General features: G+C 35.4%; 26 protein-coding genes. 15 read left to right on the top strand and 11 right to left on the bottom strand.

Annotated features, from left to right (window positions below; genetic code table 11):
• The 7 genes from QZ136_RS01695 (at position 1) to QZ136_RS01665 (ending at position 6,570) form a co-directional block, all read left to right on the top strand.
• Positions 1–1,236, top strand: coding sequence for an HD domain-containing protein (locus QZ136_RS01695; RefSeq protein ID WP_291399630.1), 1,236 nt, complete (start codon positions 1–3; stop codon positions 1,234–1,236).
• Between the two features lie 58 nt (positions 1,237–1,294).
• Complete coding sequence (gene lpxD, locus QZ136_RS01690; RefSeq protein ID WP_291399628.1) at positions 1,295–2,332, top strand: UDP-3-O-(3-hydroxymyristoyl)glucosamine N-acyltransferase; 1,038 nt, start codon at positions 1,295–1,297, stop codon at positions 2,330–2,332.
• A 28-nt stretch (positions 2,333–2,360) separates the two neighbouring features.
• Positions 2,361–3,773, top strand: a complete 1,413-nt coding sequence (locus tag QZ136_RS01685) for a bifunctional UDP-3-O-[3-hydroxymyristoyl] N-acetylglucosamine deacetylase/3-hydroxyacyl-ACP dehydratase (protein WP_291399626.1) — start codon at positions 2,361–2,363, stop codon at positions 3,771–3,773.
• Entirely contained in the window at positions 3,770–4,555 is a 786-nt protein-coding gene (lpxA, locus tag QZ136_RS01680; RefSeq protein WP_291399624.1) for an acyl-ACP--UDP-N-acetylglucosamine O-acyltransferase, read from the top strand. Before QZ136_RS01685 ends, lpxA begins: the two co-directional genes overlap by 4 nt.
• Before the next feature lie 27 nt (positions 4,556–4,582).
• Positions 4,583–5,200 carry an ATP-binding cassette domain-containing protein gene (locus tag QZ136_RS01675; protein WP_291399622.1) on the top strand — a complete coding sequence of 206 codons (618 nt, stop codon included), beginning with the start codon at positions 4,583–4,585 and terminating at the stop codon, positions 5,198–5,200.
• A gap of 96 nt (positions 5,201–5,296) precedes the next feature.
• Complete coding sequence (efp, locus tag QZ136_RS01670) at positions 5,297–5,857, top strand: elongation factor P (protein WP_291399619.1); 561 nt, start codon at positions 5,297–5,299, stop codon at positions 5,855–5,857.
• A 140-nt stretch (positions 5,858–5,997) separates the two neighbouring features.
• Complete coding sequence (locus QZ136_RS01665) at positions 5,998–6,570, top strand: 5-formyltetrahydrofolate cyclo-ligase (protein WP_291399618.1); 573 nt, start codon at positions 5,998–6,000, stop codon at positions 6,568–6,570.
• Here QZ136_RS01665 and QZ136_RS01660 read toward each other — a convergent pair whose 3' ends face one another.
• The 3 genes from QZ136_RS01660 to QZ136_RS01650 are packed head-to-tail and all read right to left on the bottom strand — an operon-like array spanning position 6,571 to position 8,396.
• Positions 6,571–7,338, bottom strand: coding sequence for an exodeoxyribonuclease III (locus tag QZ136_RS01660; RefSeq protein ID WP_291399615.1), 768 nt, complete (start codon positions 7,336–7,338; stop codon positions 6,571–6,573).
• Between the two features lie 5 nt (positions 7,339–7,343).
• On the bottom strand, positions 7,344–8,045 hold the full coding sequence (locus QZ136_RS01655; RefSeq protein ID WP_291399613.1) for a peptidylprolyl isomerase: 702 nt from the start codon (positions 8,043–8,045) through the stop codon (positions 7,344–7,346).
• A 12-nt stretch (positions 8,046–8,057) separates the two neighbouring features.
• Entirely contained in the window at positions 8,058–8,396 is a 339-nt protein-coding gene (locus QZ136_RS01650) for a hypothetical protein (protein WP_291399611.1), read from the bottom strand.
• Between the two features lie 179 nt (positions 8,397–8,575).
• On the opposite strand from QZ136_RS01650, the gene QZ136_RS01645 reads away from it, so the two are divergent.
• The 3 genes from QZ136_RS01645 (at position 8,576) to QZ136_RS01635 (ending at position 12,460) form a co-directional block, all read left to right on the top strand.
• Positions 8,576–9,592, top strand: a complete 1,017-nt coding sequence (locus QZ136_RS01645; protein WP_291399610.1) for a Gfo/Idh/MocA family oxidoreductase — start codon at positions 8,576–8,578, stop codon at positions 9,590–9,592.
• Between the two features lie 128 nt (positions 9,593–9,720).
• A complete protein-coding gene (locus QZ136_RS01640) occupies positions 9,721–10,065 on the top strand; it encodes a hypothetical protein (protein WP_291399608.1) in 345 nt (114 codons plus the stop codon).
• An 85-nt stretch (positions 10,066–10,150) separates the two neighbouring features.
• A complete protein-coding gene (locus QZ136_RS01635) occupies positions 10,151–12,460 on the top strand; it encodes a TonB-dependent receptor (RefSeq protein ID WP_291399606.1) in 2,310 nt (769 codons plus the stop codon).
• Positions 12,461–12,525: 65 nt separating this feature from the next.
• On the opposite strand, the gene QZ136_RS01630 is transcribed toward QZ136_RS01635, so the two are convergent.
• The 8 genes from QZ136_RS01630 to fumC form a co-directional block, all read right to left on the bottom strand.
• The gene (locus tag QZ136_RS01630; RefSeq protein WP_291399604.1) at positions 12,526–13,080 is read right to left on the bottom strand and encodes a YceI family protein; all 555 of its coding nucleotides are present in this window, start codon (positions 13,078–13,080) and stop codon (positions 12,526–12,528) included.
• Entirely contained in the window at positions 13,074–13,949 is an 876-nt protein-coding gene (locus QZ136_RS01625) for a DUF5777 family beta-barrel protein (protein WP_291399602.1), read from the bottom strand. The genes QZ136_RS01630 and QZ136_RS01625 overlap by 7 nt, the downstream gene beginning before the upstream one ends.
• Before the next feature lie 12 nt (positions 13,950–13,961).
• Entirely contained in the window at positions 13,962–14,399 is a 438-nt protein-coding gene (locus QZ136_RS01620) for a Rieske 2Fe-2S domain-containing protein (protein WP_291399600.1), read from the bottom strand.
• A gap of 356 nt (positions 14,400–14,755) precedes the next feature.
• A complete protein-coding gene (hisS, locus tag QZ136_RS01615) occupies positions 14,756–16,147 on the bottom strand; it encodes a histidine--tRNA ligase (RefSeq protein WP_291399598.1) in 1,392 nt (463 codons plus the stop codon).
• Positions 16,148–16,175: 28 nt separating this feature from the next.
• A complete protein-coding gene (locus QZ136_RS01610) occupies positions 16,176–16,619 on the bottom strand; it encodes a low molecular weight protein-tyrosine-phosphatase (RefSeq protein WP_291399597.1) in 444 nt (147 codons plus the stop codon).
• A gap of 20 nt (positions 16,620–16,639) precedes the next feature.
• On the bottom strand, positions 16,640–17,437 hold the full coding sequence (locus tag QZ136_RS01605; protein WP_291399594.1) for a S1/P1 nuclease: 798 nt from the start codon (positions 17,435–17,437) through the stop codon (positions 16,640–16,642).
• Between the two features lie 6 nt (positions 17,438–17,443).
• Positions 17,444–17,947 (bottom strand): fumarate hydratase, encoded by a 504-nt coding sequence (locus tag QZ136_RS01600; RefSeq protein WP_291399592.1) that lies wholly within the window; start codon positions 17,945–17,947, stop codon positions 17,444–17,446.
• A 50-nt stretch (positions 17,948–17,997) separates the two neighbouring features.
• On the bottom strand, positions 17,998–19,395 hold the full coding sequence (fumC, locus tag QZ136_RS01595) for a class II fumarate hydratase (protein ID WP_291399590.1): 1,398 nt from the start codon (positions 19,393–19,395) through the stop codon (positions 17,998–18,000).
• A gap of 181 nt (positions 19,396–19,576) precedes the next feature.
• Between fumC and QZ136_RS01590 the strand changes: the two genes are divergently transcribed.
• From QZ136_RS01590 to QZ136_RS01570, 5 genes are all read left to right on the top strand, one after another.
• The gene (locus tag QZ136_RS01590) at positions 19,577–20,788 is read left to right on the top strand and encodes a serine hydrolase domain-containing protein (RefSeq protein ID WP_291399588.1); all 1,212 of its coding nucleotides are present in this window, start codon (positions 19,577–19,579) and stop codon (positions 20,786–20,788) included.
• Between the two features lie 69 nt (positions 20,789–20,857).
• Entirely contained in the window at positions 20,858–21,136 is a 279-nt protein-coding gene (locus QZ136_RS01585; RefSeq protein WP_291399587.1) for a YbaB/EbfC family nucleoid-associated protein, read from the top strand.
• A gap of 223 nt (positions 21,137–21,359) precedes the next feature.
• Entirely contained in the window at positions 21,360–21,710 is a 351-nt protein-coding gene (locus QZ136_RS01580; RefSeq protein ID WP_291399585.1) for a type II toxin-antitoxin system RelE/ParE family toxin, read from the top strand.
• The gene (locus tag QZ136_RS01575) at positions 21,694–21,996 is read left to right on the top strand and encodes a helix-turn-helix transcriptional regulator (RefSeq protein WP_291399583.1); all 303 of its coding nucleotides are present in this window, start codon (positions 21,694–21,696) and stop codon (positions 21,994–21,996) included. The genes QZ136_RS01580 and QZ136_RS01575 overlap by 17 nt, the downstream gene beginning before the upstream one ends.
• A gap of 622 nt (positions 21,997–22,618) precedes the next feature.
• Complete coding sequence (locus QZ136_RS01570; protein WP_291399582.1) at positions 22,619–22,855, top strand: helix-turn-helix transcriptional regulator; 237 nt, start codon at positions 22,619–22,621, stop codon at positions 22,853–22,855.
• The last annotated feature ends 3 nt before the right edge of the window (positions 22,856–22,858 follow it).

The raw sequence follows: 22,858 nt of genomic DNA, 5'->3' as shown, positions 1-22,858 counted from the left end.
TTGAATAAGAAAAAAATTATAAACGACCCTGTTTACGGTTTTATCACCATTCCATCTGAATTGGTGTTTGACCTCATTCAGCATCCATATTTTCAGCGACTTCGTTATATAAAACAGCTGGGAATGACCCATTTAGTTTATCCTGGGGCACTTCACACACGTTTTCATCATGCATTGGGTGCAATGCATTTAATGGGACTTGCCTTAGAGACTATAAAAAGTAAGGGGCAAGCTATATCTTTTGAAGAAGAACAAGCAGTAACTATTGCCATTTTACTTCATGATATAGGTCACGGACCATTTTCACATGCCTTGGAACATACCATTGTAGATGGCGTTTCACACGAACATATTTCCACCTTATTGATGGATAATTTAAACCACGAGTTTGATGGAAAGCTGGGATTAGCACTTGAAATTTTCAATAATCGCTATCATAAAAAGTTTTTATACCAATTGGTTTCGGGTCAATTAGACCTTGATCGAATGGATTATTTAAACAGGGATAGTTTTTTCACGGGAGTATCAGAAGGAGTAATAAGCTTCGACCGAATTATTAAAATGCTTGATGTAGTTGATGATCAGTTAGTTGTAGAAGAAAAAGGTATTTACTCGATTGAGAAATTCTTAATTGCTCGCCGCTTAATGTACTGGCAAGTTTATTTGCATAAAACGGTTATTGCTGCTGAGCAAATGCTTGTTAAAATACTGGAAAGAGCAAAAGAGTTAAGCCATGAGGGCAGAAACCTTTTTGCAAGTCCTTGTTTTTCATATTTCTTGAAGAATTCGATTAGCATGGAGGATTTTAAAAATAATCCCCTAAACATTGAGCGCTTTACAAAACTTGACGATAATGACATATTTACCTCAATTAAGGTTTGGGTAAATGATGAAGATCTAATTCTATCAACGCTTTGTACGCACCTAATTGATAGAAATTTATATCAGGTTGAGATAAGTAATGAGCCTCCATCGATTGAGAGAATTAATAATTTGGCCGACAAAGTAACTGATGAGTATGAAATTTCTGACGATGATACCTCATATTTCGTATTTACTGATACCATAAAAAACAAGGCATATAGTGTGGGAGATGGAAGTGTTAAAATATTGATGAAAGATGGTTCTATTCAAGATATAGCCGGTGCTTCAGATTATTCGAACTTAGAGGCTTTGGCCAAAACAGTTCAAAAATACATACTATGTTATGTAAAGGAGTTGAAAAATGTCAAATAATAGACAAGCAATTAAACTCAAAATTTGTTCGTTAACTAATAACACATAAATTTGCAGCATGCGATTAACTGCACATCAGATTGGAATATTACTTGAGGGAACCGTAGAAGGGAATCCTGAGGTGACAGTGAATCAACTTTCAAAGATTGAAGAGGCGGGTGAAGGTTCTTTATCCTTCTTAGCAAACTCAAAATATGAACAGTATGTTTACACTTCGGGTGCTTCTGTGATTATTGTAAATAATGATTTTTCACCTACTCAGCCCATAAAAGCTACCTTAATTAAGGTTAATAATGCCTACAGTGCATTTTCGGTGCTTTTAGAAAAGTATGATGAGCTAATAAAATCAAAGAAAAGTGGTATTGAGACTCCGAGTTTCATTCATCCAACTGCAAAGATTGGCAAGGATGTTTTTGTTGGAGCTTTAGCCTATATCGGTCCTAATGTTACCATTGGTGATGGAAGTAAAATCTATCCGAGTACCTATTTAGCAGATAATGTAGTAATAGGTAAAAATGTTACCCTATATGCCGGAGTGAAGGTATATTTTAATTGCACTATTGGCGATAATGTCATTATTCATTCTGGTGCCATTATTGGTGGCGATGGATTCGGCTTTGTAAAAGGACCAGAGGGTGCTTACAAAAAAGTAAGCCAAATTGGAAATGTTGTAATTGAAGACAATGTTGAAATTGGATCAAATACTACCATTGATAGAGCTACAATGGGATCTACAATTATCCGAAAAGGTGTTAAACTAGATAACTTAATACAAATTGCTCATAATGTTGAAATTGGAGCAAATACCGTAATTGCTGCACAAACAGGAATATCCGGTAGTACAAAGATTGGGGAAAACTGTATTATTGGTGGGCAGGTTGGAATTGTGGGCCATATTAGTATAGCTAATGGTAGTAATATTGGTGCAAAATCGGCGGTGAACAATACCATAAAGGAAGAAAATCAAAGTTGGAATGGTTTTCCTTTGAGCCCTTTGCGTGAATCTTTAAAAGTACAAGTGGTAACCAGACGATTACCTGATTTGGAAAAAAGAATCGAAGAACTCGAAAACATTATAAAAAATCGTTTGTTATGATCAGTTTCAACCTGAACAAATCAATACTATGAATGTAAAACAAAGAACAATTAAATCTGAAATATCTGTAAATGGCGTTGGTTTACATACCGGAAAATCGGCTACGATGACCTTTAAACCAGCTCCAGAGAATCATGGATATAAATTTAAGCGTATCGATCTTCCCGGTTCACCCATTGTTGATGCGGATGTAGATAATGTTACAGACACTTCAAGAGGAACAACAATCACTCAAAACGGTGCAAGTGTTCATACAGTGGAGCATGTATTGGCTAGTCTAGTAGGTACAGAAGTAGATAATATAATGATTGAGCTTGACGGACCAGAAATCCCAATCATGGATGGTAGTTCAATTATGTTTGTTGAAGCTCTTGAAACAGCTGGATTTGTGGATCAGGAAGCATATCGTGAATACTATAGTATCCCTTCCAATATACACTATTCTGAGCCTGATCGTAAGGTTGAGATGGTAGCAATGCCTTTGGATGATTATCGATTTACCTGCATGATCGACTATAATTCGCCAGTTTTGGGAAGTCAGCATGCTGCTATAACCACACTTTCAGAATTTAAAAAGGAAATTGCTTCATGCCGTACCTTTTGTTTTCTTCATGAATTGGAGATGTTATTAAAGCATGATTTGATTAAGGGTGGTGACTTAAACAATGCGATAGTAGTTGTTGATAAACAGGTTAGTAAAGATGAGTTGAAGAATCTGGCTAAACTATTTAACCGCGATGATATTGATGTTGCTAGAGAAGGAATATTAAATAATATTGAACTTCGTCATCAAAATGAGCCAGCCCGTCATAAGCTGCTTGATATGATTGGCGATTTAGCCCTTGTGGGTGTGCCTTTGAAGGGTCATATTATGGCTGCCAGACCAGGTCATGCCGCCAATGTAGCCTTTGCAAAGAAAATTAAGGCGCAGATTAAGAAAGAAAAATCCAAAAAAAACATTCAGGTTTATGATCCAAACGCTACACCTCTATATGATGTAGTTCAGATCATGAATATTTTGCCTCACAGACAACCATTTTTGTTCATTGATAAAATCCTTGAACTTTCAAAATCGCATGTTGTTGGGGTCAAAAATGTCACCATGAACGAAGAGTTCTTTAAAGGTCATTTCCCTGGCGCGCCTGTTTTACCTGGAGTAATCCAGATTGAAGCTATGGCACAAACCGGCGGAATATTGGTCTTAAGTACTGTTCCTGATCCACAAAATTATCTCACCTACTTTTTAAAGATTGATAAGGTTAGATTCCGTGCTCAAGTTTTACCTGGCGATACGATAGTTTTCCGTTGCGACCTAATGGAACCTATTCGTAGAGGTATTTGCCAGATGAGAGGAGTGGGAATGGTTGGAGATAAAGTTGTGGTTGAAGCAGAGATGATGGCCCAAATAATCAGAGTAAAAGAAACCGAAGAAAGCGTATGATTCAACCCTTAGCATATATACATCCTCAGGCTAAAATAGCCGATACTGTAGTTATTGAACCATTTGTTACCATTTACAAGGACGTTGTAATTGGTGAAGGTACTTGGATTGGATCCAATGTTACAATTATGGACGGTGCCCGAATTGGCAAGAATTGCCGCATTTTTCCTGGTGCGGTTGTTTCGGCTCCACCACAAGATTTAAAATATAAAGGCGAACCATCAACGGTTACTGTCGGTGATAATACCATTATCCGCGAATGCGTGACTTTAAACCGTGGAACGGCGCTTGACAAAAACACTACCACTATTGGAAGTAACTGCTTGTTAATGGCTTATGTGCACGTGGCGCATGATTGTGTTATTGGTAATAATGTAATTATTGCTAATTCGGTTCAGTTAGCCGGACACATTGAGGTTCAAGATTTTGCTTTTATTGGTGGGGCTTCGGCAGTTCATCAATTTGTATCTATTGGGGCTCACTCTATAATTTCGGGTGGTTCATTAGTCCGCAAGGATGTTCCACCTTATACTAAGGCTGGACGTGAACCATTGTCTTATGTTGGAATTAATTCTGTGGGATTACGTCGTAGAGGATTTACTTCTGACCAGATTAATGAAATTCAAGATATTTACCGTACCATTTTCTTAAAGAAATTTAATGTTAGTAAGGCATTAGATATTATTGAGACCGAGCGTGAACCTACTGAAATACGTGATGAAATCCTTGATTTTATCCGTAATTCAAATAGAGGTGTTATGAAGGGTTTTGGTAATTCTTAAAAATAAACCCTTGGATTTACATTCCATATGAAAATCAGCTTAGAGCATATCGGTAGACGATTTAATCGCGAATGGATTTTTAGGGATGTGAATTATGAGTTTATAAGTGGTCAAACCTATGCCATTTTAGGTGCCAATGGTGCCGGAAAATCAACATTATTGCAGCTTATATCTGGGAGTCTTACTAATTCTGAAGGTACCATAAAGTATTTTCAGGGAGATACATTACTTGATCAGGATCAGGTTTTTATCCATCAAAGCATGGCGGCCCCTTATTTAGAATTAATAGAAGAATTTACTCTATCAGAAATCATTGATTTCCACTTTCGCTTCAAGAAATACCGAGAAGGATTTGATAAGCGAAGTCTGATAAACTTACTTGGTTTAAAAAATTCAGAATTTAAGGCTCTTAAACATTTTTCCTCGGGCATGAAGCAAAGAGTAAAATTAGCCTTAGCCTTTTGTTCAGATACAGAATTATTATTGCTAGATGAACCGAGCTCCAATTTAGATCAACAAGGGCTAGAATGGTACCTGCAACTAGCATCAAGTCAATGTGCAGATCGTTTGGTAATTATTTGCTCCAATCAAGAGCAAGAATACAGTTTTTGTCGGCATAAGATAAATCTTGCCGATTATAAATAGCCTATCTAGCACCTAAACTCCATAACATCAAGCGTTTTCCTTTGGAAATTTAACAAAATGCCTGTATCTTTGCACCTCGAAATAATTCAATAAATCATGGCAAAAGCGTCAGAAATTAAATCAGGAAACATTTTACGTTACAACGGCGAATTAGTGACTGTTGATGAAATTATTCACCGTACACCCGGTAAAGGGGGTGCATTTTACATTGGTAAATTGCGTAATATTCGTAGCGGAAAAATTGTAGAGGCTAGAATGGGGACTGATGAGCAAGTAGAGATTTGTCGTGTAGAGACAAGTGATTACCAATATCTTTATGAAGAGGGTGATTATTTTGTGATCATGGATAATACTTCATTCGAGCAATTTAGCGTTGAAAAAACTCTTTTCGGATCTGCCGCTAGATTTTTGAAAGAAGGAATGAATGTTATTGTTTCTTTTGAAAGTGATGAGCCAATTATGGCACAAGCACCTGCAAGTGTTGAATTAGAAATCACATATACCGAGCCTGCTGTTAAGGGTGATACCTCTACCAATGCATTGAAAAATGCAACTGTTGAAACAGGTATTGAAATCCGTGTTCCTTTATTTGTTAATCAAGGAGATAAGGTAAGAGTAGATACGCGTACTGGCGACTATATTGAAAGAGTAAAATAGTTTTGTTTTTTTTAATATGACGGCCTTTTCAGAATTGGAAAGGCCGTTTGTTTTTTATAAGCTTTTTTAATTCAGGATATTATCTCTTTTAAATCATAATTTCCTCGATTATTTTTAATATAGTTTCATAAATTAGAATCGTGGATAAAGCTTCTTTGCGAAAACAATTTCTAGAAAAGAGACAGGGCTTATCAAGGTCTCAGTATTGGATCTTGATGGATAATTTATTGGATCAAATAAAATCATTTGATTGGTCTAAATACAAGGTGGTTCATATTTTTTTGCCTATCAAGAAGCATCAAGAAATTGATACCTTCTCTATTCTTAATTATTTTAAACACAATTACCCTCAATTACAGATAGTTATCCCAAGAACAAATTTCGAAACCTTTGAAATGGAAAATGTTCTTTATGATCATGATCACACGGTTTTAGTCCGAAATAAATTTGATATTCCGGAGCCAATTCATGGCAGAATACTAGCAAATGATCAGATTGATTTAGTTTTTGTCCCCTTACTAGCATTTGATAAGCAGGGGAACCGTGCCGGTTATGGAAAGGGCTTTTATGATCGATTTTTAAGTAAATGTCGCTCAGATGTTCAAAAAGCAGGAATTTCATTTTTTGAACCCGTAAATCAAATCAGCGATTTAAATGAGTTTGATACCAAACTCGACCTCTGTATTTGTCCGGATAAAATTTGGCGTTTTTAATTATAAATCTAACTCCAACAATATTGGGCAATGATCAGAATGTTTAGCTTCAGGTAAAATTGCTGCCCGCTTTAGCTTATTTTGAAGTCCCTCCGACACCATATTATAATCGATTCTCCAGCCTAAGTTTTTATTTCGTGCACCTGCGCGGTAGCTCCACCAAGTATAATTATGTGGTTCGGCATTAAAATGTCTAAAGGAATCGATATAACCACTTTTTATGAAATTTTCCATCCATTCTCTTTCTTCAGGCAAGAAGCCAGACGAATTAGCATTCGATTTCGGATTATGGATATCAATCGGCCTATGACAAATATTATAATCACCAGAGATTACCAGATTGGGGAATTCAAGCTTTAATTTATCGGCATATTCTTGAAAATCGTCTAAAAAGCGATATTTAAATGCTTGACGCTCATCACCACTTGATCCAGAAGGAAAATAGGTACTCATTACGGATACTCCATCAAAATCAGCTCGAATAATTCGTCCTTCACGGTCATAATCATCCATTCCTGATGTGTACTCTACATGTTTAGGTTTAATTTTGGTAAAAATAGCTGTCCCACTATAACCTTTTTTCTCGGCAGGATTCCAATAGTGTTCATAGCCTAATTGCTCAAGTAAAACCAAGTCAGTAATTTGATCGGGTGTTGCTTTTATTTCTTGTAAACAAATCACATCTGGGTTGGCCGCTTTTAACCAGTCTAACCAATTTTTGCTGAGCGCCGCTCGGATGCCGTTTACATTATAAGAGATTATTTTCATAGATTCTAAAGAGTATTATTTTTTAAGCCTAGTTTTTTCTCAATTTTCTTAGCCTCTTTATTTTTAAGGATGCTGACCTCCATTTTTATATCCTCTAAGGGTCTATTAGTAGCAGATTTTTGCACAGCAGCAATAAGATCAACCATTTCTAGTCCCATTACAACTTCACCATAAACGGTATAGCCTTGATCGAGGTGAGGACTGCCTCCAATTTCTTTATAAACCTTGCGATGTGATTCAGGAATTACCCGGTTATTCATTCTTTTTTTTCTGAGTTCGTCAAGGCTATCGTCTGTCCACTTTTTACCCTGAACAATATAAAACTGGCTTGCGCTAGATGCTTTTTCTGGATTACCATCATTTGCAGAAGCCAATACTCCCTTTTTATGAAATAAACTATCTCTAAATTCGGCTGGTACGCGGTAGCCTAAATCGCCAGAACCCAATGCCTGACCAGGACTTGCGGTTTTAGAATTTGGGTCGCCACCTTGAATCATAAACTCTTGAATAACTCTATGAAATAAAGTACCATTATAAAAGCCTTCTTTTGTAAGTTTTAAAAAGTTATCACGGTGCTTTGGGGTTTGATTGTAAAGCATAATAATGCATTCACCCTTATTGGTTTTAATTCGTACAAAATGATGTTTAGGTTTTGCGAAAGCAGTGCTAACAGAAAGAAATAGAATTATTAATAGGTATTTTTTCATTGTTTAAATTATTTATAGATTTTCAAAATAGCTTATTATTAAAGATCGCATAATCATCTCTTGTTCTAAAAGAGTATAGGCTGGAATCTTTTTCACTATTTTCCAATGCGGCCAACCGTCCTGATCGATGCCTTCAAGCTCATAAAAGCCCAATTCACTAAAAATTCTGCAATTCGCGATATGCATTAATTCTTCTTTTTGGCGTTTACTAAACTTTAAAGGCCCTTTTCCGAGTTCCTGAACACCAATTAAAAAAAGCATCACTTTCATGTCGGGAAGTTCTGAATCAAAATCTTTAGCGATTCTTTCCTGAAGTTCTTTCCATTTTTTATTTATTTCTGCTGGTGTCATGATGCAAAAGTCAGTAAAAATTAGCGATTTAGAGGAATGATTTGTTTTTAAACCACTAGATATTGATAAATCAAGGATGAATGCTCTTTTTAAATCTTATGCGTTAAATTTTTAAGAAAAATCAGGATAGAACAATTAAAATCAAGCCATGAAATTGCTTTCAAATATTATATTTGTTTATGCAAAAACCAATAGTTACCGCCCTTTTAGCCTATGGCATGTCGGGTAAGTTATTTCACGCCCCATTTGTACATGCACATCCCGGATTTGACTTCAAAGGTGTTTTAGAGCATAATACCAAAAAAGTTAATGCCGATTATCCAGCAATAAAAAGCTACGATAAGCTTGAAGAAATTCTAAATGATCCAGAAATTGAATTGGTAATAGTTAATACGCCAAGCAATACCCATGTAGATTATTCAAAAAAGGCTTTATTGGCGGGTAAGGATATTTTGGTTGAAAAGCCTTTTGCTCCAACTGTTAAGGAGGCTCAAGAGATATTTGATTTGGGTAGAAAGCTTGGCCGAAAGGTTATGGTTTATCAGAATAGACGTTTTTCAAGTGATTTTGCGGTTACAAGAGATACCATAAATAGTGGAATTTTGGGGGATATTATTGAGGTACATTTGCGTTATGATCGTTATCGAGCACAAATCGGACCTAAAGTTTTCAAAGAAACCCCATTACCTGCTGCGGGAATTGTTTATGACCTTGCTGCTCATTTATTAGACCAAACGATTTGCATTTTTGGGCAGCCAAGTAGTTTTAGAAAGGTTACTGGCGTTTATCGTAAAAACTCGCTTGTTGATGATTATGGGCATATTCACTTAAGCTATCCTAAACAAGTTAATGTATTTATTACGACTAGTTTATTGGTGGCTGATCCGCAGCCTGGAATAATTATACATGGTACAAAAGGCTCATTTGTTAAGGCTTTTTGCGATAGGCAGGAAGATCAGCTTATTGCAGGAATGAAACCAGGTGATATTGGTTTTGGCGAGGAGGAAGCTGGTAAGGAGGGTCGTTTAACTTTAATGACTGATCAGGGAGTTAAAACTGTTGACTTGGTGCCTTCAATTAAAGGTAAATACATGGATCTTTTTGAAGCTGTTGTTCAAACGATTAGAAATGGAGCGGATTTTCCAATTAAAGAAATCGAGGTATTAACTCAAATTGAAATTTTGGAATCAAAGTAGATATTGATGCATTCAATTCTTACATAGCTTATTTTCAGATATTTAATAAAACATTAAATTGTTACAATCTCAAATTTCATGTATTAGGTAATGCGAAGGCTTTTGTCTAATTTTGTAATTAGATATTTATGAAAAGAATTAGAAAATCATTAAGCCTTTATCTATCAGTATTTCTACTGATGGCCTTTTCGGCTGTTTTTCTGCCTTTAGATGTTTTTCATAATCACGCTCCAATCCCACCAGTTTCTAGTGCCGAGAAGATCAATTCTAGTACTAAGCAAGATGTAAATGTTCATAACCAGACCGATTATTGCTGGGTTTGTGCAGTTCATTTTGATAAAACATTTACCAAATCATCTTTCATTGAAAAAATTAGGCTTTCGCCTATTATGTCTGTATTTCTCAACAATGAGGTTACAGGATATGTTGTAGAATTACTCCTCACTAGTTTAAGAGGTCCCCCTTCAGAATAAATTTTTCTTTTTCTTTTTTTGAGCTATCACAATTCTTGTGATGCTTTTATTTAATTTATTTTTTAATTAATCTTAAATCATAGAAATGAAATCTATTATTCTATATCTACTATTATTTTTATCAGTTTCTAGCGCAAGTGCTAGATTAGTATCGCTTGAAGGTAAGGTTATCGATGGCCAATCAAAAGAATCTTTACCGGGCGCACTTATTACTATTCCGGATTTAAAAATCTCTGTTGTTAGCAATAGTAATGGAAAGTTTCAATTTAACAATATTCCTGAAAAGGGAAAATTCCTTGTCGAAATTAGATATATTGGCTATAAAACTCTTATTGAGACCATTGATTTTTCTTCAAGAATGCCACTTGTTTTTGAGTTGTATCCTAGTATTATTGAAACTAAAGAGGTGGTAATAACGGGAACGGCGTTTAGTTCTGATAATCGAAAAAATAGCACATCGGTTTCGGCAGTAAATAAAGATCAATTAATAAACCGTCCTTCTGGAAACCTAATTGATGCAATTGCTAAGGTTCCTGGTGTTTCTCAGGTTACTACTGGGGCAGGTATTTCAAAGCCAGTAATTCGTGGATTGAGCTATAACCGTGTAGTAACATTGGTTGATGGAGCGAAGCAAGAAGGACAACAGTGGGGAGATGAGCATGGAATGGAAGTGGATCAATACAGTGCCGAACGTGTAGAAATATTGCGTGGTGCAGCTAGTTTATTGTATGGATCTGATGCTCTTGGAGGTGTGATCAATGTGGTTGATGCATTGCCATCGCCCGAAGGTCAGATTAAGGGAGAGGTATTGAGTTCTTATCAATCTAATAACGGACTAAGTGGTAGTTCTGTAATGCTTCAAGGAAATAGTAATGGATTTGTTTGGCGCGCTCGAGGATCTGTAAAAAGTGCTTATAGTTATAATGCACCTGGTGGCAGAATTGCTAATACCGGATTTAATGAAAGAAATTTTAGTGGTCAGCTGGGACTTAACAAAAAGTGGGGTTATGCGCATTTAAATCTTTCAAGTTTTAAAAACAATATCGGTCTGCCAGATTTTTCAAGAAATGATGATGGTCAATTTGAAGATGAAAATGGTGAAATTTTGACTGATAAACAGCTAAAAGATCGTACTTTATTCTTGCCTTTTCAAGATATTCGACATTATAAAGTTGCTTTAAATAGTCACCTTTTGTTCAACAGTGGAAGATTAAGAACTACCATAGCTTATCAGAACAATCAGAGAAGAGAGTTGGAAGATGATCGTATTAACCCATCTTTATTTTTTGATTTAAAGACTTATAGCTCCGATTTCAAATACTATTTTAATGAGAATAATGGTTGGGAGCCTGTTATTGGATTATCTGGTAGTTTACAAGATAATAAAAACAGAGCCGAAGAATTATTAATTCCTGATTATAGCTCTAATGAATTAGGTCTTTTTGCTTATGCTAAAAAATCTTGGAACAGCAGCACATTTAATGTAGGTGCACGTTTTGATTATCGCAGCATCACAGCAGAACAGATGGAGGAAGACGGTAATCCTAAATTCAATAATTTCACCAATAATTTTTCAAACCTCAGTGGAGCTTTAGGTTTTACAAAGGAGTTTACGGAGCAGTTTAATTTTAAAGCTAATCTTGGCTCTGCTTTCCGTTCGCCAAATATAGCTGAACTAAGCTCTGATGGGGTACATGAAGGCACATTTAGGTATGAGATTGGAAACAATAACTTAAAGCCTGAAAATAGCTATTATGGTGATTTTGCATTTGAGTTTAACAATAATGTGGTAAGTGCTAGTGTAGGTGCATTTAATAATCATATTAATAATTATATCTACAATCGTCAATTGAGCAATGAAACAATTGTGGTTGATACCGAAACGTTTCCTGTTTATAGATTTGTTCAAGATAATGCAAATCTTTCGGGACTTGAACTCGGATTTACACTTCACCCTGCTGAGTTAATTCACTTTGAAAACAGTTTTTCATATACTAAAGGAGTAAATCGTGCCACAAATAAGGCACTTCCATTTATCCCAGCAGCTGTATTAAGAAATGAAATTCGACTTGAACCAGAATTTAAAAAAGGCTTGAAAAACACTTATTTTTCTCTTGCTCTTGATAATGTGTTTAAGCAAAATAAAGTTGACGTTTTTGAAACATCAACAGCTGGTTATACATTGGTTAATTTGGCAATGGGGACAACCTTCATGCTTAAAAACCAGCCATTAAGATTAAATGTTTCAGCAAATAACCTATTTGATAAGGCCTATTATGACCATTTAAGTAGGTTTAAACCTGGTCGTTTAGATGAAGCTGATCCAACAAATGGATATTATAATCAAGGAAGAAACATTTCAGTTGGTTTGTACTTACCTTTCGTATTTAAATAGAATTACTTAGCTAAATTGCATAAAAAAGCCCTTTTAAGGGCTTTTTTTATAAATAAGGAATGTGTTTATTTTTTACTCAAAATATATGTTACTCGTGCAGATACAGCTATTTTTTCAGCTATTTTCTTAAACACAAGTTTTGGTATATCGATTTTGTGGTCAATTAATAAAACATCAAACTTAGAGTTTAGGTTTATTATTCCATCGCCAACAGTTAAGCTCCCTTTTATTGTTCTTTCCTGATTCACACCATGAATATTTAAAATTCCGCTTGCGCTAACTTCATATACACCAGTTTTAGTAAAATTTATCACTTCATTTATTTTTCCCTTGAAAGTAGCATATGGATATTTTTCACTTTCAAGGTAATTTTCGTTAAAATGTTGTTGCATCAATTTATTACTAAATTGAAATTGGTCGACAGGTATTTTCACTACAATTTCGCCATTAGCTGTATTAATAATAGAGCTAGATTTTGTATTTAAAGCTTTAATATCCTCTATTGGTGTTTTTGAAAAGAAGTCGACCTCACTATTCTTGGCAGTATATAATTGAGCTTCAACAGGTAAAATACTGCCCCCAAAACAGAAAAACGCTATTATAAATAGTTTTTTTACCATTTGTTTTTGTTTTTCTTTTCGAACGAGAAAGTCCTTGAGATATTAAATCCAAAATGTATATCTCCCTTACCCCAGCCTCCATTCGTTTCTGTGATGAATTGTCTTTCTGTCATCCCAAAAGAATTGGTAAACAATAATTGAAAAACATGTCCTCCCGTTTCTAAATCTAGGCTAAAAGAGAAGTTATTGGTATAACTGTCATCAATCTGGTTCGGTAAAACATAATTATACTCACCATTTATTGAAGCTCTTTTAGATATTTTATACATACCAGCAAAACCTGTTGAAAACACTGTTTCGGAATCATTAAAAGTATCCGGACGATTTCTATGAATTAGCGTTGGCGATACTTGTAGAGAAAATCCAGCGTCAAACTTCCTTGCTAATAAAAATTGCCCGAAGTAACTGCTTCGATCGAATGATGAGAGACTCGGATTAGTTTTTTGCGTTCTTATGGCATAGCCAGATACTAAGGTTAATGAAAGCGGTATTTTTTCACTATTGGATGTTTGGCGAAGTAATTTGTATTTACCAAAATAGTCATATACTTTCTGATAAGAGCTTCTACCCATTCCTACCATTAATCGATCATTGATCCCATATTCAAGACCTAATCTTATAGTTGCCGCATCTAAGCCAAAAAACTCATCAAAACCTCTATTGAGCCTATCAAAGCGATGTGAAATTACAAAGTCTAGATTTTTTTTACCAACGGTTTCAACTGAATGTCCGTTTATAATTCTATTAGCTTTGAATGTTCCACTCTTATAACTCACTTCTGTGCTATCGGAAAGCAAATCCATCAGCTCATCTTGTGCTTTTAGTGCCTGTGGAATTAGGAGTAATAATATCAAATATATTCTTTTCATTATATCTGATTATTAAGCTTCAAATACGCGTAATGTAGTACCGCTTAATGAGGTATTATATTTTTTTAAATTAGAGTTGGCTGGACCCTGAGTTCTATTTCCGTTTGCATCAAACACTGAACCATGTGATGGACCTGTAAGTGAGCAGGGAAATGTATTATTTGCAGAATCGTACGTTAATGGATTATTTTGGTGTGTACATGCACTTGAAAGTGCAATATAATTTGAACCATTTTTAGCAATAATTATATTGTTTTGAATTGTCCAACCTTTTGAATTGATGTCTGCATTCGTACCTACATTGATTGTGAAATCAACTTTGGTATTAGTGCCACCTGTTGAGGTTGATGGTGTTGCTGAATCGCCTTTACCACATGCCCCTAAGCATGAAGATACTATTAATGAGCCAGCTCCTAATCCAAGTGCGGCAAGAAAATCTTTACGTTCCATAAATTTAATTAATAAGTGATTATATAATGTTTCTTTAAAATTAATTAATCAAAACAATTAATCAAATCGATTTCTATGTTTTTTAATTGTATAACCATTGCGATACAATTATTGTTTTTAAAACACAAACAACTGATTTACAATAAGGTGTATAATAAAATTACAGATTAAAAAGCTCAAACAGATTGTTCTAGAAATTTAATGACAATATTATGAATATTCAACAAAAGGATTTTGCTTGGATATGGTGACCAATTTGATAGCAGGATTTATTATTATTAACAAATAATAGAAAATTTATGCTGTTTAAACAATAATTGTTTAAGCGTATAAATTGGTGATGTATTTTACTGAGCTTATTTATTTAGTAATAATTCTACTATTTGATTCGATGAAAGCATTTGCTGCTCACCGCTCTTCATATTTTTTAATGTTAATAACCCGCTTTCCATTTCATCGCTTCCAATTAGAATTACGAAAGGAATTTTTTTATCATCTGCATAAGTCATTTGCTTTTTGAGCTTTGTAGATGAAGGATAAATCTCAGCGCTAATTCCTTCTGCTCTTAGTTTTTGAAGTAAAGGCAATGCAAAAATTTCAGCTTGTTCATCGAAATTACTAATTAACACCTTGGTACTTTCAGAAGTGCTCTCTGGGAATAGTTTTAGCTCTTCTAACACATCATAGATGCGGTCGGCACCAAATGATATCCCCACACCTGTTAAGTCGCTTAGGCCAAACATACCAGTTAAATCGTCATAGCGACCACCGCCACCGATGCTACCCATAGCAACCTCATTAGTTTTAACTTCAAAAATTGCACCGGTATAATAGTTTAAGCCTCTAGCTAATGTAATATCTAATTCAAGATTTTGTTTTACTGAAGTTTTAGTCTCACTTGTTAGCACTTCTAAATAATTAAAAATACTTTCTATTTCAGCAATTCCCTTTAGTCCAGTTTGAGAAGAAGAAAGTACCTCCTTCAGACTCTTTAGTTTTTCTTCATTTGAACCATTGAGCAAGATAATTGGCTTTAGTTTTTCAATATCTTGTTCCGTAAAACCACGTTCTATCAATTCTTTAATTACGCCATCTAAACCAATTTTATCTAGTTTATCAATGGCAACAGTCATATCTACAATGAGTTGCGGCTTACCAATAATTTCAGCTATGCCAGATAAAATCTTGCGATTATTGATTTTAATGGTAAAATCTTTGAGTCCGAGTTTGCTTAAAGCTTCATGATAAATTAAAACAAATTCAGCCTCATTAATTAAACTTTCTGATCCAACAACATCTGCATCACATTGATAAAATTCGCGGTATCTTCCTTTTTGTGGTCGGTCGGCACGCCATACCGGTTGAATTTGAAATCTTTTAAAAGGGAAAGAAATATCATTTCTATGCATCACCACATAGCGTGCAAAAGGAACGGTAAGGTCGTATCGAAGTGCTTTTTCACTTATTTCTGAGATAAGTGCTTGAGAGTTTCGACTTTCTAATTTTTCGGATGGGATGTTGGATAGGTAATCTCCAGAATTTAAAACCTTGAAAATTAACTTATCACCTTCATCGCCATATTTTCCGGTTAGGGTGTTCAGATTTTCCATTGTTGGAGTTTGAATCTCTTGGTAGCCATATTTTTTAAATACTGAACTGATCGTATTAAAAATATGGTTCCGTTTTACCATTTCGCTTGCAGAAAAATCACGGGTTCCCTTAGGAATTGATGGTTTAATAATTGCCATGTGTCAAATGTACAAAAAGAGTAGAAGCTTAACGATTTGTGTCGAGCTCCTCAATAAGTTCTAAACAACGCTTTTCGATCATGTGATACACCGGATCAAATTGCTTGTCGTCATGATATGGATCTGGAACGATGCCATTTTTGAGAAAAAGCCTAACTTTCCCAAAGTCAGCATCCCTTTGTGCTAAAGAAATTACATCCGAAAGATTATTTTGATCCATTACTAAAATATGGTCAAAATTTTCAAAATCATCAGTTTGAAACTGTCTGCAAGATTGATTGCTAATATCCACGCCATATTTTTTAGCGACAGCAATCGATCGTCTGTCGGGTTGCTCACCAATATGCCAGTTACCAGTGCCAGCCGAATCAATCTCCCAGTTTAGCTTTCTTTCTTTTACCATGTGTTCTAAAACACCGTGAGCTAGTGGCGAGCGACAGATATTACCTAAACAAACCATTAAGATCTTCATAGATTTTAGCGGTTACTTTATTAATTTTTAAAAATATCATTTAAAAGTGCAGCTAAATGTACCCCACCTTTTAACATTTGTTGATTGGCGATATCGATATGATCATAAATGTATCTATAGCTCAATTTATCATCTGTTTTTACTCCAGAGTATAATTTCTCACTAATTTTATAAGAATCGATAACCCATTGTGATGCAGCTTCTTGCTGAAGAGAATGCAATCTATTTTTATCAAGGAAATTGATTGATTGAGCGTATTCTGTATAGCTAAGGTTTTGATAGTCAATTAAATCACTATCCCAAACACGGTGAAGATTTGTGTTTTGACCAAACCATTTAAGCTGCACTTTATTGCCACCTAAGTCTTCAAAACGCCCAGTATGCATTGGTTGATGAATATCTCCCACTAAATGAATTAAGATTTTAAGGTACATCGCCTTTTTTTCTTGTTCTAGGGCTTTGTTTTTAAGCTCTGAACTCAAAAAATTAATTCGAGTGTATGCATTGGTTGTAGTATCATTTTGAAGGTGATTTTGGAGCTGTTCGGTGCTCATCCCTGCTGGTAAATTGATATAATGCCAATTTCCTAAATAATCGTATGCTGGTTCAGATTTTATAAAATCAGCCCAATTACTAGCCATAGCCAGGCTCTCGTTGCCAAGGATGTTTTTTACTTCGCGACTAGCCTTTTTAGTTAAATAGCTCTCGGCAACATGTGCAACAACACGATGACCAAGCATACCCCATGCCATACTTTGAAAGGGAATATTGAGTAAAATGGCTGCAAAAAATAGTTTTTTTAGGGACCAGAATTTCATAATCAATTAGTTTAGGGGTTTTTGAACGCAAGTTGTTCTTTCTTTTAATGCTAATTTTAATTGTAGATGCTGTTGAATACTCTCCAAATATAAGCTATCCTTACTTGTTTTTCTGATAACAAAAGCAGGAAGATATTGTCCGATACGATAGCAACCTGAAATTTTTTGTTTAAAATTCGGCTTTGTGAAAGTAGCTGTTAGCATCAGTGTATCCTCTTTGGTTAAATAAGTTCCTTTTGCATATTCGGTCCATTTACCATTGTTGAAGCATGAATCTGGGTACATATTGACCTTGGCAAAGGTTTCGATAGTTACATAAACCGAATCGCAGGTAAATCGAAATTTATGTTTCGAATATTGCAATTTTTGATCTTGGTAATCAACAGAATCTTCTTCCCAAACACCCTGAATACTATCATTTCCCTTTCCTTGAAGGTTGGGATTAAATTTACAAGATGTAAAAGCAAGGACGCTTAATACGAATAAAAACCAATAAGCGTGTTTTGCCATAGCTAATATTTTAAAAAGCCCTCCGAAATAAATCCGGAGGGCATAGTGAATTATTTTAAACCACCAATCATATCTTCAGGACGTACCCACTGGTCGAATTGTTCGTTTGTAAGTAAACCCAAATCAAGGGCAGCTTCTCTGAGCGATTTATTTTCTTTCAATGCTTTTTTCGCAATTTTTGCTGCATTTTCATAGCCAATATGCGGATTTAAAGCCGTAACAAGCATTAAAGAGTTTTCAAGGTGTTTTTTAATACCCTCATAATTTGGCTCAATACCTGAAACACAATTATCTGTAAATGAAACACATGCATCTCCAATTAAACGTGCTGATTGTAAAAAGTTAGCAGCCATTACTGGCTTAAATACATTGAGTTCATAATGACCGTTTGAACCACCTATGCTAATTGTTACATCATTTCCCATAACTTGTGCAGCAACCATGGTAATGGCTTCATTTTGGGTAGGATTAACTTTTCCAGGCATGATAGAAGAACCGGGCTCATTATCAGGAATATGAATTTCTCCAATTCCAGAACGCGGACCAGAAGCTAATAATCTAATATCATTTCCGATTTTCATCAAAGAAACAGCAATTTGTTTGAGTGCTCCATGGCTTTCCACAATTGCATCATGTGCAGCAAGTGCTTCAAATTTATTTTCTGCAGTTATGAATGGAAGTCCGGTAAACTTAGCAATATAATCCGCCACCTTAACATCATAACCTTTTGGGGTATTAATTCCTGTACCTACGGCAGTCCCGCCTAATGCTAACTCCGATAAATGGTCAAGGGTATTTCTCAATGCTTTTAGTCCGTGGTTAAGCTGTGAAACATAACCCGAAAACTCCTGACCTAAAGTTAATGGAGTAGCATCCATTAAGTGAGTACGACCAATTTTTACTACATCTTTAAATTTTTCCACTTTTACCTGGAGTGCATCACGAAGTTTTTCAACCCCGGGAATAGTCACTTCCATCACCATTTTATATGCCGCAATGTGCATTGCTGTGGGATAAGTATCATTAGAAGATTGAGATTTGTTAACATCATCATTTGGGTGAATAAAGGTTGTTCCTTCACCCAATTTATTTCCTTGTAAAACATGAGAACGATTTGCGATAACCTCATTTACGTTCATGTTTGATTGAGTACCTGATCCTGTTTGCCAGATTACCAATGGAAATTCTGATGCAAGTTTACCTGCTAAAATTTCATCACATACTTGAGCGATAAGATCACGTTTTTCGACTGATAAGATTCCGCTATCTGCATTTGTAAATGCAGCAGCTTTTTTAAGGTAAGCAAAAGCTTCAATTATTTCTTTTGGCATTGATGCTTCGGCACCAATTTTGAAATTATTTCTTGAGCGTTCGGTTTGTGCTCCCCAGTATTTATCTGCGGGCACTTTCACTTCGCCCATCGTATCGTGTTCTAATCTGTAAGTCATTGTAATGGAATTATTTGTTAAACTGCAAATTTAGATTTTTTTACCTAGTCTTAGGGTCAAAATTACAGATTTTACAATGTTTCTATAAAAAATAACAATGCTCAGATTGTTTATAACTCTTTTGTGATGCTGCGCATAATATTTTTTAATTTTCCACATTATTCTACCAAGAACATTTATAATGAACAATTTCCTACATCGCCTACTTTTTGTTTCAGCTTGTTTTATTTTTATTCAAGGCTGCAGTTCCGAACCTGATAAAAAACGAAAGGAGAGAACCCTCACAGATGAGCAATTAGATAGTATTGCTTTGGTTTATGATCCTAAGAAGGCCGACAAAAAGATTGATGATATTATGATGAGATTACATCAGAAATCTGGCTTTAATGGAAATGTATTGGTGGCCAAGGATGGTAAAATTATTTATGAAAAGGCTATTGGCTGGGCAGATTATTTACATCGCGATAGCTTAAAAATAAATTCTGTTTTTGAATTAGCCTCCATCACTAAGACTTTTACCTCTACAGCTGTAATGATGCTTGTTGAAAGTGGAAAGCTCAGACTTGACCAAGATGTGAAAGAGTTTTTCCCAGATTTCCCATACGATGGAATTACGGTTAAGCTATTGCTCACCCATCGATCGGGTATGATGAATTATGTTTATTTTATTGATGATTTATGGAAGTCTCAGAAAAAAAATGAGCGCATGGGAATCACCAATATGGAGGTGATGAAGCAGATAGCGGAGCACAAACCCAATCCATACATGAAGCCAGACCGAAAATTCCACTATAATAATTCGAATTATATGGTTTTGGGGGCTATTATTGAAAAGGTTAGCGGACAAAGGTATTCTGTTTTTATGGCCGAAAATATATTTAAGCCCCTTGGGATGAAGCAAACGGCGGTTTACTCGAAGGCCGAATATGAAAAAATACCGGTTGATGTGGTAGGTCACGATCGTACTTGGCGCCGTTCGGTGGCGCAAAACTTTTTGGATGGCCCTGTTGGTGATAAAGGAATTTATAGTACCATTCATGATCTTTATCTTTTTGATAGAGCGATGCGGAAGGGCAGATTAGTTGATGATTCAACTCTAGATTCAATGTATGCCCCACATAATGAAATGCAAAAAGGTCATTTTAATTATGGCTATGGCTGGCGGACTTTTACCGATGCTAAGCATAAAGTTGTTTATCATACTGGTTGGTGGCATGGTTTCCGACATATCTATTTACGTCAGTTAGATAAGGATGTGACTATAATTTTGTTAACCAATTTGACCAATGGTAGTCTGCTGAAATTAGATGAACTTTTTAATGCGGCAGGTATGCCAGTAGTTAGAAGAAGTGCTTATAGTGGCAGTGGACAAGCGTCTGACGAGGAAGATTAAATAGCTTTATTTTAAAGCTTTAGCGGATATGATTTATGTATCCTAAATTTGCAAGATTAAAATTTTATTATGTTCGATAAATTAATGCAGGCTCAACAAATGGCCGGAGAGATTAAAAAGCGTTTAGATAATATTTCTGTTGTGGCAGAAGTAGAAGGCGGCAAGATTAAGATTAGCTCAACAGCAAATAAACGTATTACGAGCGTTAGTATTGACCCACAATTTTTGGCTTCTGCCGATGCGGAAGAATTGGAGGATTTACTTTTAACTGCTATGAATAAGGTTTTGGAGCAGGCAGATAATGTGCATCAGACTGAAATGCAGGCAGTTATGAGGAATATGATGTGATAAATTGTTGTTGAAATTGTCTGAACGGTGATTCTTGAGATTTGTATGATTTTCAAGAATATTGTACCTCGTATCAACTTTTGCACTGGGTTGAAAGTTTTGTGCTTCGAAATCCGCTTTTTCGCCAAGTGGCGAAGCTTTATAAGTTAATGGCAATATGACCGAAATAACTTCAATAAACTGGTAAAAATAATTTTTCAATATGTTGTCTAAATAGTTAACTTTGTATTGTGACTTACGACAGGCATTAATAGCTTATAAAAATTATTTTCTCGACTTCTACGAGGAGCAGTCTGATAACGTTCAAGCAAAAATTGAATGGACCTTAAATCTAATTCGGGTAACTCGGCAAGTTCCAGAAAAATATTTTAAGCACTTGGAAGGCACGAAAGGCCTTTATGAAATTCGAGTTGAAGTAGGAAGCAACATTTATCGTATCTTCTCATTCTTCGACAAAGGAAATTTGGTAGTTCTGGGAAATGCTTTTCAAAAGAAAACCCAAAAGACACCTAAACAAGAAATAGAAAAAGCTCTTAAAATAATGGAGGAATATCAAAATGAAAACCAAAAGTAATATAACAACATTAGATCAAATACTTGACAAAAAGTACGGTAAAAAAGGACAAGCTAAACGTGAGCAATGGGAACAAGAATTTGAAGCTTTTAGACTTGGTGTTTTGCTTGAAGAAGCAAGGATAAAACTTGGAATGACACAAGAGGAACTTGCAACCAAATGTGGGACAAACAAATCTTACATTTCACGCATAGAAAACAACTCATCGGACATACGACTTTCAACGCTTATGAAAATAATTCAGCAAGGTTTGGGCGGACACTTAAAATTGACACTAGAACTTTAACGACTGAAATAAGCACTCTACCACTGTCCGTTGGAGTTTAGCGCAGCGATCTCCTACGTATATATAAATATTAGGACTCTTTAAACTCCTGCTAATTTTCTTTAACGTTTAAAAAGCAATGTCATCCCGAAACCTATTCTTCTGCAGGTGAGGGACCTTCGTTTAACACAAAAAACATCTTTAAATAAGTTCCCTCAAACGTTCGGGATGACAGGTGCATGGCGCATAAAAATACAATGTCAAATTAAAGCAATGTCATCCCGAAACCTGCTCTTCCGCAGGTGAGGGACCTTCCGCAGGTGTAGCTTTTCCGCAGGTGAGGGACCTTCTTTAAAACTGTAAACTCATTGCAGGATTAAATCAAAAATTTTAAAATTTTTTAAGACGTTACAGAGGCCTCAGCTAGCGCTTGTAAAGAGGTCGCGCAAAGTGGACAGGTCGCGTAAAGTGGACAGGTCGCGACCTGTCCCTACGGGGTCGGGGATAAAATTCAACAAAATCGTAAAACAAAAATTGATTGTTATTTAAATCATAAATATTATATTTGTTTATAATAACAATCAATTTTATGAATAGTAGGAGGCAATCAATTTTTCCCAAGTATAATTCTCTATTGGAACAAATGGGAGAAAATATAAAATTGGCCCGTAAAAGACGTAAGCTAACAACAACACAAGTGGCTGAGCGTGCAGATATTGCGCGGTCAACCTTATACCTCATAGAGTCGGGTAATCCTGGTGTGGCCATGGGTGCTTATTTTAATGTGTTGAGGGTATTAGGATTACAAGAAGACTTCCTTAAGTTAGCCGCTGATGATGAATTAGGTAGAAGGTTACAAGACCTTGAGCTTCTAAATTAAGAA

Source organism: Daejeonella sp. (assembly GCF_017495225.1).
Classification (GTDB): domain Bacteria; phylum Bacteroidota; class Bacteroidia; order Sphingobacteriales; family Sphingobacteriaceae; genus Daejeonella.
Note: the sequence above shows the minus strand (reverse complement) of the source record. Positions and strands in the feature narration are given on the sequence as shown.

What these genes read in the sequence shown, in the direction of transcription:
- lpxD (WP_291399628.1), top strand. Translation starts at nt 1,295, where the DNA reads ATGCGATTAACTGCACATCAGATTGGAATATTACTTGAGGGAACCGTA.
- QZ136_RS01685 (WP_291399626.1), top strand. Translation starts at nt 2,361, where the DNA reads ATGAATGTAAAACAAAGAACAATTAAATCTGAAATATCTGTAAATGGC.
- lpxA (WP_291399624.1), top strand. Translation starts at nt 3,770, where the DNA reads ATGATTCAACCCTTAGCATATATACATCCTCAGGCTAAAATAGCCGAT.
- QZ136_RS01675 (WP_291399622.1), top strand. Translation starts at nt 4,583, where the DNA reads ATGAAAATCAGCTTAGAGCATATCGGTAGACGATTTAATCGCGAATGG.
- efp (WP_291399619.1), top strand. Translation starts at nt 5,297, where the DNA reads ATGGCAAAAGCGTCAGAAATTAAATCAGGAAACATTTTACGTTACAAC.
- QZ136_RS01660 (WP_291399615.1), bottom strand. Translation starts at nt 7,338, where the DNA reads ATGAAAATAATCTCTTATAATGTAAACGGCATCCGAGCGGCGCTCAGC.
- QZ136_RS01655 (WP_291399613.1), bottom strand. Translation starts at nt 8,045, where the DNA reads ATGAAAAAATACCTATTAATAATTCTATTTCTTTCTGTTAGCACTGCT.
- QZ136_RS01650 (WP_291399611.1), bottom strand. Translation starts at nt 8,396, where the DNA reads ATGACACCAGCAGAAATAAATAAAAAATGGAAAGAACTTCAGGAAAGA.
- QZ136_RS01645 (WP_291399610.1), top strand. Translation starts at nt 8,576, where the DNA reads ATGCAAAAACCAATAGTTACCGCCCTTTTAGCCTATGGCATGTCGGGT.
- QZ136_RS01640 (WP_291399608.1), top strand. Translation starts at nt 9,721, where the DNA reads ATGAAAAGAATTAGAAAATCATTAAGCCTTTATCTATCAGTATTTCTA.
- QZ136_RS01635 (WP_291399606.1), top strand. Translation starts at nt 10,151, where the DNA reads ATGAAATCTATTATTCTATATCTACTATTATTTTTATCAGTTTCTAGC.
- QZ136_RS01630 (WP_291399604.1), bottom strand. Translation starts at nt 13,080, where the DNA reads ATGGTAAAAAAACTATTTATAATAGCGTTTTTCTGTTTTGGGGGCAGT.
- QZ136_RS01625 (WP_291399602.1), bottom strand. Translation starts at nt 13,949, where the DNA reads ATGAAAAGAATATATTTGATATTATTACTCCTAATTCCACAGGCACTA.
- QZ136_RS01620 (WP_291399600.1), bottom strand. Translation starts at nt 14,399, where the DNA reads ATGGAACGTAAAGATTTTCTTGCCGCACTTGGATTAGGAGCTGGCTCA.
- hisS (WP_291399598.1), bottom strand. Translation starts at nt 16,147, where the DNA reads ATGGCAATTATTAAACCATCAATTCCTAAGGGAACCCGTGATTTTTCT.
- QZ136_RS01610 (WP_291399597.1), bottom strand. Translation starts at nt 16,619, where the DNA reads ATGAAGATCTTAATGGTTTGTTTAGGTAATATCTGTCGCTCGCCACTA.
- QZ136_RS01605 (WP_291399594.1), bottom strand. Translation starts at nt 17,437, where the DNA reads ATGAAATTCTGGTCCCTAAAAAAACTATTTTTTGCAGCCATTTTACTC.
- QZ136_RS01600 (WP_291399592.1), bottom strand. Translation starts at nt 17,947, where the DNA reads ATGGCAAAACACGCTTATTGGTTTTTATTCGTATTAAGCGTCCTTGCT.
- fumC (WP_291399590.1), bottom strand. Translation starts at nt 19,395, where the DNA reads ATGACTTACAGATTAGAACACGATACGATGGGCGAAGTGAAAGTGCCC.
- QZ136_RS01590 (WP_291399588.1), top strand. Translation starts at nt 19,577, where the DNA reads ATGAACAATTTCCTACATCGCCTACTTTTTGTTTCAGCTTGTTTTATT.
- QZ136_RS01585 (WP_291399587.1), top strand. Translation starts at nt 20,858, where the DNA reads ATGTTCGATAAATTAATGCAGGCTCAACAAATGGCCGGAGAGATTAAA.
- QZ136_RS01575 (WP_291399583.1), top strand. Translation starts at nt 21,694, where the DNA reads ATGAAAACCAAAAGTAATATAACAACATTAGATCAAATACTTGACAAA.
- QZ136_RS01570 (WP_291399582.1), top strand. Translation starts at nt 22,619, where the DNA reads ATGGGAGAAAATATAAAATTGGCCCGTAAAAGACGTAAGCTAACAACA.